11 protein-coding genes are annotated in these 17,915 nt (G+C 42.6%); all 11 read left to right on the top strand.

Annotation, left to right across the window (positions count from 1 at the left end; translation table 11 throughout):
- Positions 1-30: 30 nt before the first annotated feature.
- Entirely contained in the window at positions 31-1,554 is a 1,524-nt protein-coding gene (locus tag WC615_RS01135; RefSeq protein WP_372976308.1) for a sialate O-acetylesterase, read from the top strand.
- A gap of 6 nt (positions 1,555-1,560) precedes the next feature.
- Positions 1,561-2,310, top strand: a complete 750-nt coding sequence (locus WC615_RS01130; protein ID WP_372976307.1) for an SGNH/GDSL hydrolase family protein — start codon at positions 1,561-1,563, stop codon at positions 2,308-2,310.
- 34 nt (positions 2,311-2,344) lie between these two features.
- Positions 2,345-3,763 (top strand): SGNH/GDSL hydrolase family protein, encoded by a 1,419-nt coding sequence (locus tag WC615_RS01125; RefSeq protein ID WP_372976306.1) that lies wholly within the window; start codon positions 2,345-2,347, stop codon positions 3,761-3,763.
- Positions 3,744-6,308: a glycoside hydrolase family 38 C-terminal domain-containing protein gene (locus WC615_RS01120; RefSeq protein ID WP_372976305.1), complete on the top strand. Its 2,565-nt coding sequence runs from the start codon at positions 3,744-3,746 to the stop codon at positions 6,306-6,308. The genes WC615_RS01125 and WC615_RS01120 overlap by 20 nt, the downstream gene beginning before the upstream one ends.
- Before the next feature lie 144 nt (positions 6,309-6,452).
- Positions 6,453-8,768, top strand: coding sequence for a GH92 family glycosyl hydrolase (locus WC615_RS01115; protein WP_372976304.1), 2,316 nt, complete (start codon positions 6,453-6,455; stop codon positions 8,766-8,768).
- Between the two features lie 66 nt (positions 8,769-8,834).
- Positions 8,835-10,253: an SGNH/GDSL hydrolase family protein gene (locus WC615_RS01110; protein ID WP_372976303.1), complete on the top strand. Its 1,419-nt coding sequence runs from the start codon at positions 8,835-8,837 to the stop codon at positions 10,251-10,253.
- A gap of 5 nt (positions 10,254-10,258) precedes the next feature.
- Complete coding sequence (locus WC615_RS01105) at positions 10,259-11,086, top strand: alpha/beta hydrolase (RefSeq protein WP_372976302.1); 828 nt, start codon at positions 10,259-10,261, stop codon at positions 11,084-11,086.
- Positions 11,087-11,340: 254 nt separating this feature from the next.
- Entirely contained in the window at positions 11,341-13,074 is a 1,734-nt protein-coding gene (locus tag WC615_RS01100) for a RagB/SusD family nutrient uptake outer membrane protein (protein WP_372976301.1), read from the top strand.
- A gap of 32 nt (positions 13,075-13,106) precedes the next feature.
- Complete coding sequence (locus WC615_RS01095; RefSeq protein ID WP_372976300.1) at positions 13,107-13,580, top strand: DUF5004 domain-containing protein; 474 nt, start codon at positions 13,107-13,109, stop codon at positions 13,578-13,580.
- A gap of 17 nt (positions 13,581-13,597) precedes the next feature.
- The gene (locus WC615_RS01090) at positions 13,598-14,596 is read left to right on the top strand and encodes a DUF4961 domain-containing protein (RefSeq protein WP_372976299.1); all 999 of its coding nucleotides are present in this window, start codon (positions 13,598-13,600) and stop codon (positions 14,594-14,596) included.
- 110 nt (positions 14,597-14,706) lie between these two features.
- Entirely contained in the window at positions 14,707-17,844 is a 3,138-nt protein-coding gene (locus WC615_RS01085) for a SusC/RagA family TonB-linked outer membrane protein (protein ID WP_372976298.1), read from the top strand.
- Positions 17,845-17,915: the final 71 nt, after the last annotated feature.

Here is a 17,915-nt window from a genome sequence, read left to right as displayed (position 1 = left end):
CATTATAACCAGTTTATTTAACCATACTGAATGTTTAAAGCTTTACCGTTTTTTATTACGATATGCCTTGTAGCGCAAACAAGTTTTGCACAGCAAGAAGCAGTTATAACTAATACACAGATTAGCCCGGTAGCTTTTAAAATTAACCAGGTGCTGCAAAGCAACATGGTAATACAGCAAAACAAACCTTTTAAAGTATGGGGGCAGGCTGTTTCGGGCGAAGCGGTTACTGTTAAAGCCGACTGGCTGCTGCAACCCGTAACGGTTATTGCCGGTGCCGATAATAAGTTCATGGCAATTATCAACGTCCCGGAAGCAAAGAAGGGTGATTATACCGCCCATACGTTAACAGCGGAAAGCCATCATCAAAAAATAATGCTAACTGATCTGCTTATAGGCGACACGTGGTTTTTAAGCGGGCAATCAAATATGCAATTCGCTATGCGTGAGGTTAAGGACGCCGCTACCGAGATCGCTGCTGCTAATCAACCGAACATCCGTATATTAAATGTAGGCTTTAATTGGAATACCAAACCTATAGATACCCTAAAAGGCGACTGGCAAAAAGTATCGCCGCAAACTGTAAAGGATTTTAGCGCGGTAGGCTACTATTTTGGTAAAGAATTGCAAAGCAAACTGGATATCCCGATCGGATTGATCTATTCAGGTATAGGAGGATCATGGGAGCAGGCGTATGTGGCACAAGATGTAATGGCTGCCGATACGATGCTGAACAGGGTTTATCTTAAACCGTTTTTCGATAGCCCGAAATCAAAAGAAAAACTGGACGGTGTGTTTTCGTTCGATAGGGTGTACCAGCCTTTCCTGATCCATAACGCCATGATCAATCCGTTTTATAACCTATCTATAAAAGGCATTTGCTGGTACCAGGGCGAATCAAACCGCGCCGAACGTGAAAGCTACCTTCGGTTGAGTTATGCCCAGATAAAAAGTTGGCGCAAAGCTTTTGCACAAGGCGATCTACCTTTTTATTATGTACAGGTTGCGCCGCATGCTTATGAAAAATTTGATTCTACGCTAAATGATTATGCTTTCTTCCGCGAGGTGCAGGAAAAGATCTCGGCAATGAATAACACAGCTATGGCCGTTACCATGGACGTAGGTGACGCGAAAAACATACATCCAACCAATAAAAAGCCGGTAGGAGATAGGTTAGCCCGAATAGCATTAAACCGCACTTACGGAATGCTGGATATCAATTATGAAGGGCCGCATGTAGACTATGTGGCGTTTAAGAAGAAAAAAGCCATTGTAAACTTTACCCCGGCAAGTGTAAAAACGGGGCTGCGTACTACTGATGGAGCCGAACCAAAGTTTTTTATGATAGCTGGCGCCGATCAGGTGTTTTGGCCTGCGGAGGCAAAAATCATCAATAACACTATCGAGCTAAGTACTAAGCAGGTTAAAAAACCTGTTGCAGTACGTTATGCTTTTACCAATTACCCGGTTACTAATTTAGAAAATGAAGACGGTTTACCGGTAGTGCCTTTCCGCACAGATAACTGGGCTGAACCTGTGGTTGCTAAAAAATAAATGCATATGAAAACAATTAAAATCATTATTTGTCTGGTTGTTGTTTGCACACTCAGTGCACGCGCACAGCAAACCGAAGAACAAAAGAAAGCCGAAGCCTGGGCCAATTTCCAAAAAGTTGTAGAAGAGCGTATACACAATGATTGGGCCTGGATAAAACGCTACGAAGATGATAACGCCAAACTACCGGCACCTGCGCCAGGAGAAAAGCGCGTGGTTTTTATGGGCAACTCCATCACCGAAGGCTGGATAAATACCGATCCCGATTTCTTCAAGGGTAAAGCATACGTAAACCGTGGTATTGGCGGCCAAACCACCCCGCAAATGCTGGTAAGGTTTAGGGAGGATGTGATAACCCTGAAACCAACCGTAGTTGTGATATTGGCCGGGATCAATGACATCGCCGGGAATACCGGTCCATCAAAAATTGAGAACGTAGCGGGTAATATTTTTTCTATGGCCGAACTGGCTAAGGCTGCACATATCAAAGTTGTACTTTCATCAGTTTTGCCTGCTGCTGCGTTTCCGTGGAACCCAAAGGTAAACCCGATACAATCAATTATACAACTTAACGCGATGCTTAAAGCTTACGCCGAACAAAATAAACTGGGTTATATAGATTATTATACGCCGATGATTAATGAAGAGAAAGGCCTTAAAAAGGAACTGTGTACGGATGGCGTACATCCAAATATGGCAGGTTATAAAGTAATGGAACCGCTTGCAGAAGCTGCAATAAAAAAAGCCTTGAAATAGGCTTTTTTTATCCGTTAAAGCTAAATCGATTTATATGAATAAAAGATTATACATACTATTTGCCCTGATTATATATTCAGGGTTTGCATTCGCCCAGCAAATAAAACCTTTCAAAGCAGGTGATAGGGTAGCTTTTACCGGCAACAGCATCACCGATGGCGGGCATTACCATTCCTATATCTGGCTGTATTATATGACCCGCATGCCAAAAGCACGTATTGATATTTTTAACGCAGGGATAGGCGGTGATGTTGCCAAACAGATTGACGAGCGCCTGCAGGAGGATGTTTTCGGCAAGCACCCCAATGTAATGACCCTAACGTTCGGCATGAATGATACCGGCTACCAGTGGCTTACCGGCGCCAAAGCCGATTCAGCTTATAACGCTAAGGTTGCTACCTCATTTAATAGTTTTTTAGAGATCCAGAAACATTTGAAGGCACACCCCGAGGTTCGCAAGATCATGATCGGTACATCACCCTATGATGGTACCGCAAAAATAAAACCAGGGGTTCTGTATAATAAGAATGCGGCCATACAACGGGTGGTGAAATTTCAGCAGGAGGCAGCAAAAAAAAATAACTGGGAATTTTTGGATTTTAACGCGCCTATGGTTGCTATTGATGAGCAGCAACAGGCTAAAGATTCTACATTCTCCATGCAGAGTTTCGACAGGATCCACCCGACGGTTGATGGGCATATGGTAATGGCCTACTTATTTTTAAAGGCACAGGGTTTTGCAGGCAAAAAAGTGGCCGCTGTTGATATCAACGCCAAAACAGCATCAGTTATAAAAAGTGAAAATTGCCTGTTAACCAACCTATCTGTCACAAAAAATGGCTTAAGTTATACATATAAGGCAAACGCCCTGCCTTACCCTATTGATACCATGGCGCAAAGCGTAGGCAAGGAAGCACGTACACAAGCCGATGCCCTGAAACTTATCCCGTTTCAACAAGAGTTTAATCAGGAAGTTTTACAGGTACAAAACCTTGGTGTTAGTAAAAACTATGAAGTACTGATTGATGGTAAACCCATAGGTAAATGGAACGGACTGCAACTGCAGGCAGGGATAAATCTTGCCGAAATAGCCGCTACACCGCAATACCAGCAGGCCTTAGCAGTAATGCACCTGAACGAAGAACGCTGGGGCATAGAGCGGCGTCTGCGCGAATATTGGTGGCTGCAATACTCCATCATGAAACCACACGGCCTGTTGCATAACGACAGCCAGGCTACCGTTGATTCGCTACAGAAATATGCTAAAAAAGACTTTTTTGTAGGTGTAACGCTTAATACTTATTACAAGGCCCGACTTAAACCCGTGCGTGATGCATGGCAAAAAGAAATTGCCCTGCTAACCGACCGGATCTATATTATTAATCAACCCATAGCTCACCGTTTCGAGATAAAGGAAGACAACCAAGCCGAACATGTTATCACACAAAAATAAATTCTTAAAGGGGGCTGTTTTAGCCGCCGCATTAACGCTGGGTAGTGTAAAGGCGTTTAGTCAGCAGGCATATTATATTGATGGTTACCACGGCGGCGTTTGGGGCCATTACCCCGACTGGAATACCCGTTTCATCGTAGATAACCTGAATAAACACCCATACTGGAACATCAACCTGGAGATAGAACCCGAAACCTGGGACAGGGCCGCAAAAGTTGACCCAGCAGCCTTAAAAGAGTTACAGGCACTGATGGCCAACCAAACGGCAAGCGGCAGGGTAGAGTATGTGAACCCGGCTTACGCGCAAAGTTATATGTACAATATTGATGGCGAAAGCATCATCCGCCAGTTTAGTTATGGTATTGATAAATTGAAAGGTTATTTCCCGGGGATCACTTTTAATACCTACTCTACTGAAGAACCTTGTTTCACCAGCGCGTTGCCGCAGATCTTAAAGTCATTCGGGTTTAAATACGCGTCATTAAAAAACCCGAATACCTGTTTTGGTGGTTACACCCGTGCTTTTGGCGGCGAATTGGTGAATTGGATTGGTCCGGATGGTACGGCAATCACTACATCACCCCGGTACGAGGTGGAGGCACTTTTAGAAAAATCTGCCTGGCAAACTATTGCCTGGGATAACTCGCCAAGGTATATAAACGCGGCTATTAAGTATGGCATACCGCACCCTATAGGTATGACCTTGCAGGATGCCGGCTGGAAAGGCGGCCCCTTTATTGGAAATGCAGATACGGAGCAGCAAAAAAATAAGTACACCACCTGGCATAACTATTTTGCCAACATTACTCCGAAAGATAAAAGGCAGGACTGGAAAGTTACGCAGGAAGATATGCTGGTAAGCCTTGTTTGGGGATCGCAGGTAACACAAAAGCTGGCCCAGCGTGTGCGTGTGGCTGAGAATAAAGTGTTGATTGCCGAAAAAGCAGCGGTGATATCAAACCTGCTAAATGATTCAAATAACTGGCCAAAAGCAAATTTCGACAGCGCGTGGCGCACCTTGCTGTTATCCCAACACCACGATTGCTGGATAGTACCGTATAACGGCCAAAAAGGCGATACCTGGGCAGATAAAGTAGTAGACTGGACAGGCAATACCAACCGAATCAGCGATAGTATTGCAAACGTATCGGTACAAACAGTGTTTTTAAACAAAAAAGGAACAGAAGACATTGTTACCGTTGTAAACACACAGGCCAGCAAACGTAACGAGACCGTTTCTGTAATTATACCTGCCGGATTGGAGGGTAAAAGTTTGTCGGTTAAGGATGTATTGGGCAAAGCGGTGGTATCTCAGGTGGTTAACGATAAATTGCTGTTTGTGGCCTCAACTCCATCATTCGGCTATAACACATATAGCATAACAGAAACAACGGATCCAATTGAAAAAGGTACGCAGGTAACAGAACTTGCTGATGGAAACTTCAAATTAGAATCTGACCTGTACACCATCATTATCAACCCTAAAAAAGGAGGCAGCATTACCAGTTTGTTTGCCAAAAAAATGAATAAGGAGATGGTTGACCAAGCTAACAGAAATGGTTTTAATACACTTCGCGGAAATTTTTATAATGATGGCGGATTGAAGGCGTCTACTGATGAAACTGCGACCGTTACCATTTTAGAGACTGGCCCTATCCGCGCCAGCGTACAAATAAAAGGTAAAATTAACGGGACAGACTTTACCCAGGTAATCACGCTGAACAAGGGCCAGCAGATCATCGATCTTAACTTAAACATCGACTGGAAAAAAGATGTTGGCGTTGGCGAAGATGTGGTAAAAAGCAGCTACAAATGGACGGATTACAAGAAGCCGTTTTATAACGATAGCAATAAACTGGTAACGGTTTTCCCGCTGAATTTAAAGAACCAAAAAGTTTATAAAAATGCGCCGTTTGATGTTACGGAAAGCAAATTGAAAAACACTTTCTACAATAGCTGGGATAGTATTAAAAATACCGTGATACTGAATTGGGTTGATGTTACCGATGGCGATGGCAAATTTGGTATGGCCATGTTTACCGACCATACTACCAGCTATACCTACGGTGAAAACTTCCCTTTAGGCTTAGTTACCCAATACTCGGGAATGGGTCTGTGGGGGCGCAGTTACTACACAGATGGCCCAACAAATATCCATTATGCCCTGATGCCGCATGCCGGTAAATGGAACGAGGCAGGTGTGTGGTCGGCATCCGCGCAATGGAACGAGCCATTGGTTGTTCATGTTGGCAATTCATCAGCAACAGCTAAACAGCAAACGCTTGTTAATCCGCAAAAGGGTTTGATATTAACATCGGCAGAAAATAACAGTAAAGATGTTTTATTGCGCTTTTTTAATGCAGAAGGCGAGGCCGGTAAAAAGAAGATCATCCTGAATTTTAAATATACCAAAGCGCAGGTAGTTGAATTGAACGGAAAAGTATACGGTGAATTAAAGGTTTCAAAAGCATCAAACGGCCAAACATCTGTTGAGTTGCTGATACCAAAATTCGGCATCCGTACGATCAGGTTTAGCACTATTTAAAGCAAAAAATAAGTTTAATGCAGGAAATATATAATTTTTTTGCTAAAACGTTTTAATTGATATATTTGTCACTAACCAATTACTAATGCCTTATCTTTTTGGCCTCAATAAAAGGTATCGCATTAAAATAATAGCCTCAAGGGAATGAGATTTAAATGTTTACTAACTTTTTCTGCTATACTAAGCGGTTCTTTAACGGCAGCCGCGCAAACACCCGCAAGTTATGTTAACCCGTTTATTGGGGCAAGCACCAGTACAAAAGCGGCTGGTACCTATCATGGCCTTGGTAAAACCTTCCCCGGTGCCGATACCCCTTTTGGCATGGTGCAGGTTAGTCCCAATACCATTACCGGTGGCGATAATGGTTCGGGTTACAGCTATGAACACACCAGTATAGAAGGTTTCGCATTTACACAAATGAGCGGCATAGGCTGGTATGGCGATCTGGGCAATTTCCTGGTGATGCCTACGGCAGGTAAACTAAAAACCAGTGCCGGTACGGTCGATCATCCGGAAGGTGGCTATCGCTCGCAATACTTAAAAGCAAGTGAAAAAGCATCGGCAGGATATTACGCTGTAAAACTTACCGATAACAATATTAAAGCAGAAATGACAGCCGCGCCGCATAGCGGTATACTCAGGTTTACTTTCCCTCAAAATAAACAATCGCGCATCCAGATAGACCTGGCACGCAGGGTAGGCGGTACATCAACCCTGCAAAGCGTAAAGGTGGTTAATGATCATACCATTGAAGGCTGGATGAAGTGCACTCCCGATGGCGGTGGCTGGGGCAATGGCGATGGCCATGCCGAATACACCGTTTATTTCCACGCGGAGTTTAGCAAGCCTTTAAAAAACTATGGTGTTTGGAGTGCTGATATCCCAAATGATTGGAAACGTAAACGCGAAGACGTAGAGAGTGCCAAATACCAGGCGCAAATAGCAAACGCAGAAATATTAAAACAGGTAAAAGAAAAAGAAGGTAAACACCTTGGCTTTTATACCGAGTTTGCCACACAGGCAAATGAGCAGGTGCTAATGAAAGCCGGTATCTCGTTCATTAGCATTGATGGCGCTAAGAATAACCTGAGCAAAGAAATTACCGACTGGAACTTTGATGCCGTACACCAGCGTACCGTTGCATTGTGGAACAAGGCACTATCAAAAGTGGCGGTAGAAGGCGGTACAAAAGAAGAGAAGACCGTTTTTTATACTTCCATGTACCACACCATGATAGATCCCCGCGTTTTTGAAGATGTAGATGGCCGTTACTGGGGGGGCGATGGCAAAGCGCATACCTCAAACGGGTTTACCAAACGCACTATTTTTAGCGGTTGGGACGTATTTCGCAGCCAGATGCCTTTGCAAACTATCATCAATCCCGCATTGGTAAATGATATGGTAAACTCGCTGGTTACACTGGCAGATGAAAAAGATAAGAACTACTTAGAGCGTTGGGAATTGCTTAATTCCTATAGCGGCTGTATGCTCGGCAACCCGGCCGTATCGGTTATTGCCGATGCTTATGCCAAGGGAATCCGTGGGTTTGATCTTAAAAAAGCCTATGAGCTATCGGCAAACTCGGTAGAGAAGTTTGGCAATGGTGATAAAGGCTATACCCCTGGCGGACTAAGCCTGTCGTACACATTAGAATATGCCTATACCGACTGGTGCGCGGCACAGTTAGCCAAAGCCCTGGGTAACAATAATGATTACGAAAAATATACCCAGCGCGGGCAGGCTTATAAAAATATTTTTGATAAGGATAAAGGCTGGTTCCGCCCGCGTGAGGAAAACGGCAATTGGGCCGCCTGGCCAGATTCGGGCAGGTTAAAAGCCTGGTATGGTACTATGGAAAGCAATCCGTATCAACAAGGTTGGTTTGTACCGCAGGATGTACCCGGCATGGTTAAGCTGATGGGCGGTAAACAAAAAGTAATTGCCGACCTGAACAACTTTTTTGAAAAAGCCCCGCAAGATATGATGTGGAACGATTACTACAACCACGCTAACGAACCTGTACACCATGTGCCTTATTTATACAACCGTTTAGGTGCGCCATGGCTAACCCAAAAATGGACACGTGCTATTTGCAAAAGAGCTTATCATGATGGTGTTTTGGGTTTGGTAGGTAATGAAGATGTTGGGCAGATGTCGGCCTGGTATGTATTGTCGGCCATGGGGATACACCCTGTTTGTCCGGGCGATACAAGGCAGGAAATAACCAGTCCGGTGTTTAATAAGATAAGTGTTAAACTGGATAACCGCTATGGTAAAGGCAAATTGTTTACCATACTGGCGATAAACAACTCGGCAAAAAACATATATATTCAAAGCGCGCAGCTAAATGGTAAGCCTTACAACAAATGCTTTATAGATTATAAAGATATTGCAGCCGGCGGCACACTTAAATTGCAAATGGGTGCACAGGCCTCAAAAACCTGGGGATTGGCTAATTAGCCAGAATAAATTATGCAGTAAAAGGCAATTGTCGTAACTAATAACTAAATCGATTAACTAAATAAAGTGAATATAAAACTTAAAAAAGGTGCGAAGTGGATAGCTTGCGCGTCGGCAGCAGTGTTTTGCCTGGGATCATCATTAACGCTTAAAGCGCAAACTGCAGCCCCCTTTAAAAATGGCGATAGGGTGGCATTTGTAGGTAACAGTATTACCGACGGAGGGCATTTCCACTCGTATGTATGGCTGTATTATATGACGCATTTCCCGGATATGCGCATTACCTGTTTTAATGTTGGTATTGGTGGCGACGTAGCCAAACAAATAGCCCGAAGGTTTGATACCGACGTGCTTACAAAAAATCCTACAGTCGTAACCCTTTCATGGGGAATGAATGATACAGGTTACATCGAGTGGTTCCGCAGCGATGCGCAGCAAACGATTAAAAGCCGGTTGGATACATCTTTTAAATATTATCACCAGATAGAGGCAAAACTTAAAAAGCTGCCTAATATAAAACCGATACTTATCGCTTCTTCGCCTTACGATGAGTTTACCTACGCTACGCCCAATAATATATACAAGGGTAAAAGCGCAGCGTTACTTCAAGTTGCCGAGTTTCAGGAAGAGGCCGCCAAAAAGAATAACTGGGGATTTATTGACCTGAACCGGCCAATGACGGCGATAAACAAACGCGAGCAGGAGAAAAACCCAACATTTAGTCTCACACCAAACGACCGTATCCACCCGGATAATGATGGGCACATGGTGATGGCTTACCTCATCCTGAAAGCACAGGGCCTGGCAGGTAAATCAGTAGCTGACGTAGTGATCAGCGCTAACGATAAAAAAATAGTGAAAGCTGATAACAGCAAGATCAGCAAGTTGGTAAGCACTGCCGATGGTATCTCTTTTGATTACCTGGCTAAATCACTGCCATATCCTTTAGACACCGTTTCAAGAAGCTGGGGTAACCATAAAAAACAGATCGAAGCTATAAAGCTGGTTCCGTTTATGAACGAATTTAACCGCGAAATGCTCACCGTGAAAGATTTGGCAGCAGGTAACTATCAGCTTAAAATTGATGATGAAGTGATAGGAAAGTGGTCGGCAACTGCGCTGGCTAATGGTATAAATCTGGCCGAGCAAACCAACACACCACAATACCAGCAGGCGATACAAATTATGAGCCTGAATGAAGAACGATGGGAAATTGAAAGGCGATTACGCAACCATGCTTTTATTGAATACAATGTATTGTATGACCGTGGCTTGTTAAATGCCGATAATATTGCCGCAATGGATACGGTTAGCAAGATTGCTAAAAAGGAAATTTTTGTTGCCGGTAACAAGGGTAACTACGTTTTGTCGCAATATAAATCTGTAAGGGAGGCATGGCAAATGGAAATGGATGTACTGTTGAGCCAGATCTATAAAATAAATAAACCTGTTACCCATAAGGTATCATTAACCCGTATCAACTAATAATTATGGCTAAAATTATATATCAAAGAATACTCTTTGTTTTACTTGTTTGTTTCGGGATAAATGCCAGCGCCGCCAAGGTAGATACGGTGCTTACGCATAGCGATATCATGAAAAAGGATATTAAAGCAGTAGTAATACTGCCCAATAACTATTCAAAAAAAATAAACTACCCCGTAGTTTATTTATTACATGGTTTTAGCGGCAATTACGCCGATTGGATAACAAAAGATGCCCCCGTGCAAAACCTTGCAGATCAGTACCATTGCATTATAGTTTGCCCCGATGGCGCGTTTGCAAGCTGGTATATTGATAGCCCGGTAAATAGCTACTGGATGTATGATACCTATGTTTCAAAAGAATTGGTTAGCTATATCGACTCGCACTTTTCTACAATAAAAAACCGCACCGGCAGGGCAATAACCGGCTTAAGCATGGGGGGGCATGGGGCTTTATCAATGGCAATACGTCATCAGGAAGTTTATGGGGCTGTGGGCTCCATGAGTGGGGCGGTAGATCTTAAACCTTTTGCTAAAGATTTTGCTATAAACCAGATACTTGGCGAATATAAAGACAACCCTAAAAGCTGGGCCGACCACAGTGTTGTAGGTATGGTAGATCAGCTAAAACCCGGTGTATTGAAGATTATTTTTGATTGTGGGGCAGACGACTTTTTTATTGGCGTGAACAACACTTTGCATGAGCAATTACTCAAGGCAAAAATAGCGCACGACTACATTGTCAGGCCCGGTGCACATACCTGGGAATACTGGAGCAATTCTATAAATTATCAAATGTTGTTCTTTAGACGCTTTTTTGATAAGCTAAACTGATTTAGTGGCGTCAAAACATTGATAAATAAATATTGAATCTTGTTTTTAAGTATCAGATTTACACTTAAATATTGCAAATATTACCAAAATTTTAAAAGTTTACGATAGGGCAATATTTCAAATAAATAATTTGCTAAATCGTTTTTATGATTTTATATTTGATTTGCAATAACCAATTATAACGCCTTTAAACAGGCTCTTGCTAAATAACCTTTTTAAGAAGCTTTTAAGCTTTGTTGAACAAACTTTATGCTATGAGGAAATTTTACATTCTTAGCTTTTTTTGCGCTGCTGCCACTATTCTTTTTTCATGTAAAAAAGATGGTTTTTTGGGCCAAACGCAAACAAGCGACCTTACCGAAGAGGCAGTTTTTAAAGACAGTGTTAACACCACCGCCTTTTTAACCAATATATATTTAAAGGTTGGGTTTAGCGAAAGCGCAACACGCTTTGGTAATGGCGGCCTTGATGTGGCATCCGACGAGGCCGAACCTTATGACAATTCAGAGATCACCACCATAGGTTTTGCCAATGGCTCGGTTGATGCCAATACAGTATCGGGCGATGCTTACAACACCTGCTATACCAATATAAGGGCGGTAAATGTATTGTTAAAGCATTTGCCACAAACCCCGCTACGGGAAGTTACCAAAACCGAAATAAAAGCCGAGGCGCGTTTTTTAAGGGCCTGGTATTACTCTATACTATTAAAGCATTATGGAGGTGTACCTTTAATTGGCGATACCGTATACAACTATACCGATAAAATTCCGGCCCAGCGAGCAAGCTATAAAGATTGTGTGGACTATATTATATCAGAGTGTAATAAGGCTGGTGCCGACCTTCCGTTTACACAAGTGGGGCTGTTGTTTGGCAGGGCTTCAAAGGGCGCATGTCTGGCTTTAAAAATGAGGGTATTGCTGTATGCTGCAAGCCCGCTGTTTAATGATGATAATACTATTCCGGGTCCTACGCCACTTTCTATAGCTACAGATAAAGTTAAACTATTGGTTGGCTATACCGATTTTAAAAAGGAGCGTTGGGAAGAAGCAGAAAAAGTTGCCGATACGCTGATCAAATCGGGGGCATATCAATTATATACCGATAATGCTACAAGCCCGGGTTTTGGGTTTCAGTATGGTTTTACCATTCGCCCAAGTTTTGAAAATATCTGGCAGGTAACCCGGTCATCTAACCAGGACCTTGAAAATGCTTACGACCCACCATCACGCGGGGGCCATGGCGGCGGTTTCCCATACCAGGAGTTGGTTGATGCATTCCCGATGGCTAATGGAAAGGATATTCATGATCCAACTTCGTCATATAATGCAAACAGCCCCTATGATAATCGCGACCCAAGACTGGCTTACACCGTAAATCGTGATCAGTCGAAATTAATAACCGCTAATTCGTTAACGCCAACGCCTATCAATATTTATACGGTAAACGGGCAGGGCACAGGTGTTGATGCTATTTACGCAGGTACAAAAACGGGCTATTATGGCAATAAGATGCTCGATCCAAAGGCTGTTCCAAATTCCTTCAGCCAAACAGCAAGATGTATACCCTTAATTCGTTACGCCGAAGTATTGTTAAGCTATGCCGAAGCTGCAAATGAATTTGAAGGCCCTGCAAAAGCCTATGACCCGATTGAACAGATCAGGATGAGGGCAGGGCTGACCAATTATAAACTACCGCTTGGTTTAAGCCAGGTAGAGATGCGCAAAGTAATACAAAACGAACGCCGCTTAGAGCTTGCATTTGAAGGGCACCGCTTTTGGGATGTACGCCGATGGAAAATAGCGCCGCAAGCACTTACCCAGCAAATGACTGGTTTAGAAGTTCAAAGGAACAGTGCGGGTGCTATTGAAAACTTAAAACGTATTGATGTACGGAAACATGGTTTTAAAACGGCGCTTTATCTTTGGCCATTACCAACAAGTGAGGTGGCAAAATCCCCGTTGACCTTACAAAACCCGGGATATTAATAATTTAAGCAGATTGATATAAATAACAAACTATGTATAAAATATTAATGCAGTTAAGCCAGCGGAAGGCAATCAGGATATTACTTGCAGGCTGTATGTTTTTTGCAGCATCATGCAAAACAGAGAATATGGTACCTCAGGTAAATGAGTCCGTTAAAAATATCGACGGTACCTGGAAAATAGCATCGGCAACATTAAACGGAACGGATATATTAAACACTATACCCGATGCCATGACCCATTTGAGCGGCTTTGGTGTAACCTTTACCGATGGGAAATATACACTTACAAACCCAATACCTTTTATTGTGGAGACAGATGGCACCTATACTTTTAACGACCCTCAATATCCGTTTGATATAAGTTTTACACCAACAGGTGCTACTACGGCTGTGAAATCTACATTCCAGTTTCCGGTAGTGCAGGGGCAAAGGCGGGTTACACTAACTTTTAGCCCGGGTTGCAGCAAAAACATTTACGTATACACACTTAAAAAAGATAACTAACGCGTAACAATTGTTATATGATAAAATATTTACGTAACACACGAAAAAAATTACCCAGGTATGTATTCCTGGCGGCGCTTATCCTGTTCCTGAGTAATTGCGATTTTATTATTAATTCCATTACGCAGCCTTTAACCGCAAATGTTGGCGAAGAGATTACAACCGTATTGGATGCCAATTTCAATGTAGATGGCGGGCCGTATACAAAAAGGATAGTAATAGGCATACTTGCACCAAAATCATGGAAGTTGGGTGAAAACACAAAAATTACTTTCAGTGGTGATAAAGGTACTGGTACGATGATCCCGATACCGGCATCAGAAGTTGCCGCCAGCGCTAAAAATGGCGAGAACTGGGCCACACGAATGAAAAATAAATTGGGTATTGGTCCAAACTTTATTGATGATATGGAGTGGGTGCCATTCCAGACTACGGAGAGCCTTACTGCAAATATTAACGATAAGGCTAATGCGAAGTTTCAAATAAAAATGAAGGTGGGTATTGATGGGCAAAATACATCAGTGAGGCTTGGTTATGTTGTATGTAATAAAGATGATGGGTTGGCAGATGATACACCAAATCTGTGGCCTGTTAAATATGCCAATTGTTTGGAAGTTAGCGGCGGTACCGGCGATCTGATTGATTTTTGTAACCCATCTTTAGCAGTGCTTTCTCCGGTGAAAGTGCTTGATAACGATTTTGAGAGCATCACTTTTGATAATACGGTAACAACAACGGCCCTAAAAGATGTTCAAAACATTTATTTATGCGCAACCGCCCACACCAGTGATGGCCAGGACATTGTAGTTTGCGCACAGGATGAGCGTTCAAAAATGAGAACGATAGCGCCCAATAAATTCCAGATAACAATTTGGCCGCGTGGGTATTTCAACGTCCCGGCAGGGAAAACACTAACCAGCGTCGACTATTATTTTACCGATCAGGGAGGGACGGTAAAAGTGGGGTTTGGTAACGTATCAACGGTTCCTTTCAAAATTAAATTTCTTTGCGATTAATAAAATAGCCCTGGGCAAATAATAATTAAAATACAGCAAGGTTTGCCCGTAAAACAGCACCTGTTTAGCCCTAATTATGCCCTTTAATTACAACTTATAAACCTGATTCTATGCAATATAATTACTTGAAAAAAAGCATTTTAGTGTTGTTCATGCTTGTCATGATCGGCACTGGCCTTGCCTCTGCGCAGGATACAGTTAAAACTGTACCTGCCGGATATGTTAGCGGTAAGGTTTTCAATCAGTTTAAAGAGCCCTTAGCGGGTGTAAAAGTGCATGTAGCAAAAACTGCCGATACCGCGACAACTGATAAAAATGGCGTGTTTCAAATATTAGCCCAAAAAGGCAGTGTGCTGCAAATAACCGGTAAAGGATATAATGCTGCGCGTTACACCATTAATAAGGCAGATAAAATAAATATTCAGCTGTCAGATCAGTTCCTGAAAAACCCTGATAAAGTAGATGTACTGTACAATACAATAAATAAAGAGGAGAGCTTAGGCGCGGTATCAACCATATACACCAACCAGCTTACCACAACCCCGGCGTCACTATATACCTACGCTTTACCCGGCCAACTGGCAGGGTTATACACCCGGCAAACAAGCGGTTTTGGTAGCCCGCAAGCGGGTTCGCCAACAACAAACTCATTTCTTGTAAATTATGTAACAAGCCGCAATATCACATCAAATGATAACAATGGGCAAATGAGCCTGCAGGTTAGGGGGGCGGTTAACGCCTCTGGTTTTGCCTCTGCCCCAATTACCATAATTGACGGCGTACAGCGGGAGCTATCATCAATTGACCCTGAAACCATTGAATCGGTATCGGTTTTAAAAGACGGGCTCTCAACCATATTGTTGGGTATCAATAGCTCTAACGCGGTTTTACTGGTAACAACCAAAAAAGCGCAGGCAGGGCGTACGCTAATATCTTTTACAGCGCAAACAGCCATACAGCAATCACTGGGTTTACCAACACCTTTACCGGCATACCAATACGCTTATTTATATAACGAGGCACTACAAAATGATGGTAAGGCACCATTTTATACCACCGCCGATTTTGACGCTTACCGTAACCATACCGACCCAATAGGCCACCCCGATGTAGACTGGTTTAACACCATACTGCGTAAAAATTCGCCTATGCGTAACTATAAGTTAAATATTACCGGTGGTAACAGCATAGCCAGGTATTCTGTATCGTTAAATTATCTTAACCAGGCTGGTATCTTAAAGTCAGACCCATCGCTGTCATACAACACCAATAATAACCTTAGCCGCTATATTCTTAACTCAGATATCAATATCAGCGCAACCAAAAACTTTACTATCGATCTGCAATTATTTGGTCGTGTACAAAGTATTAATTATCCGGGCCAGGGTGCCAGCGGTTTTAGCAATATCTTTTCAACGCTGTTTGGTACACCAAACAATGCTTATCCTATTTATAACCCTAATGGCAGTTTTGGTGGCAATAACCAAAGTTTTTATCAAAACAACTTACTGGCCATGTCGCAGTACTCGGGTTATACGTTAACGCAAAACCATGATGTATTAACAAACCTTGATCTTAAGTACGATATGGGGAGTTATCTAAAAGGCTTATCGTTGCGTGCAAAAGGTAATTTTGCCATAAACTCCCAAAACTACATCGACAGAAGTTCACAAAACGCGGTTTACCAATATAATGCTAATGGTACTTATAATGTGTTCGGTTCGACACGGCCACAAAGCAATAGCTTTAACAATGTATCAAACTCAAGGTATTCATACGCCCAGGCTGCTATAGCTTATGATAACAGTTTTGGTAAAAACAATTTCAACGCCCTTTTATTTTACGATTTCAGGTCCATTATACTTACTTATGACCTTCCCCGCCTTATTCAAAACCGGGCCCTGCAGGTTTCATATAATTACGATGGCAAGTATTTCATAACAGGGGCTGTAAACAATAGCGGCGATGATCGTTATGCTCCGGGCCATAGGTTTGGCATGTTCTACGCGGGCGGCATAGGCTGGCAAATGGGCAAAGAAAGCTTTATTAAAGACAATATATCGTGGATAGACTCATGGAAATGGCGGGCAAGCTATGGCAACACCGGTAATGGTAATGCCGAGGTGCCGGGCTATTTTGCGTACCGCAGTACTTATGATTCTAGCAATGGTGCCAGTTATCCACAAGGTACCGGTTATTCTAACGGATCGGGTTATGGCGAAACCAACGGTGTAATAAACCCGGCTATGGAGGCAGAAAGGGCACATAAAATAAACTTTGGTACTGATATAGCCCTGTTTAACAACAAGCTGCAGATCACTGCCGATTACTTCTATGAGCGGTATTATAACCTGCTTAAAAATCGCGGAAACAGCAACCAGCTCTTAGGCGCAAATTATCCTTATGAAAACATTGGTATAAACCTGATGCAGGGCGGCGAACTTACCGTAACACACCAAAGCCACATAGGCGATTTTAATTACTTTATTACCGGTAATGCAAGCATAGTAAAAACAAAACAAGTGTTTTTTGATGAATTAAAGCCTTTATACCCATGGATGGCGAAAACTGGTTTACCGGTAAATGCTTTATATGGCTACACAGCATTAGGCTTTTTTCAAACCCAACAGGAAGCAAGTACAAGCGCTACAACAGCAGGCTTTACTGCCAAACCGGGTGATATTAAATATAAGGACCTGAATAGCGATGGCATTATCGATCAGAATGATATATCGGCTATCGGCAATTTAAAACCGCTTATTTTTTACGGCCTTAACTTTGGCTTTAACTACAAAGGTTTTAATGTAGGCATTATACTACAGGGCGTTGGTAATCTGCAAACCATTTATAGTCAGGGCGATATTACGCAGGGTTTTATGGGTAAAGGCTTTTTCGGGAACGCCCCGTATGGCCAGGCCTATACAACTATACTTAACAGATGGACACCCGAAACAGCGGCTACAGCTACCTCGCCAAGGCTAACCACTGTAGGCATAAATGCTAATAACGGCGCATGGTCCACATTCTATCTGCACTCTGCAAATTACATCAGGTTAAAAAATGCCGAGGTAGGGTACACCCTTCCTTACATCGTAACATCAAAATTAGGGATATCAAGCTTAAGGTTTTTTGTGAATGGCGAAAACCTGGTAACCATAGCCGGTTACAAAGGTATCGACCCGGAAGTGAATGGTTTAGCTTACCCTATACAGCGCGTGTTTAACGCCGGTGTAAGTGTCAAATTATAATATTAACAGTAAAGGATATGATTATGAAGACCTTTAAATATAAAATACTATTAATAACAGCTGTAGTTGCT

The organism is Mucilaginibacter sp., from assembly GCF_041663085.1.
Classification (GTDB): domain Bacteria; phylum Bacteroidota; class Bacteroidia; order Sphingobacteriales; family Sphingobacteriaceae; genus Mucilaginibacter.
This window is presented reverse-complemented; position numbering and strand designations above follow the sequence as displayed.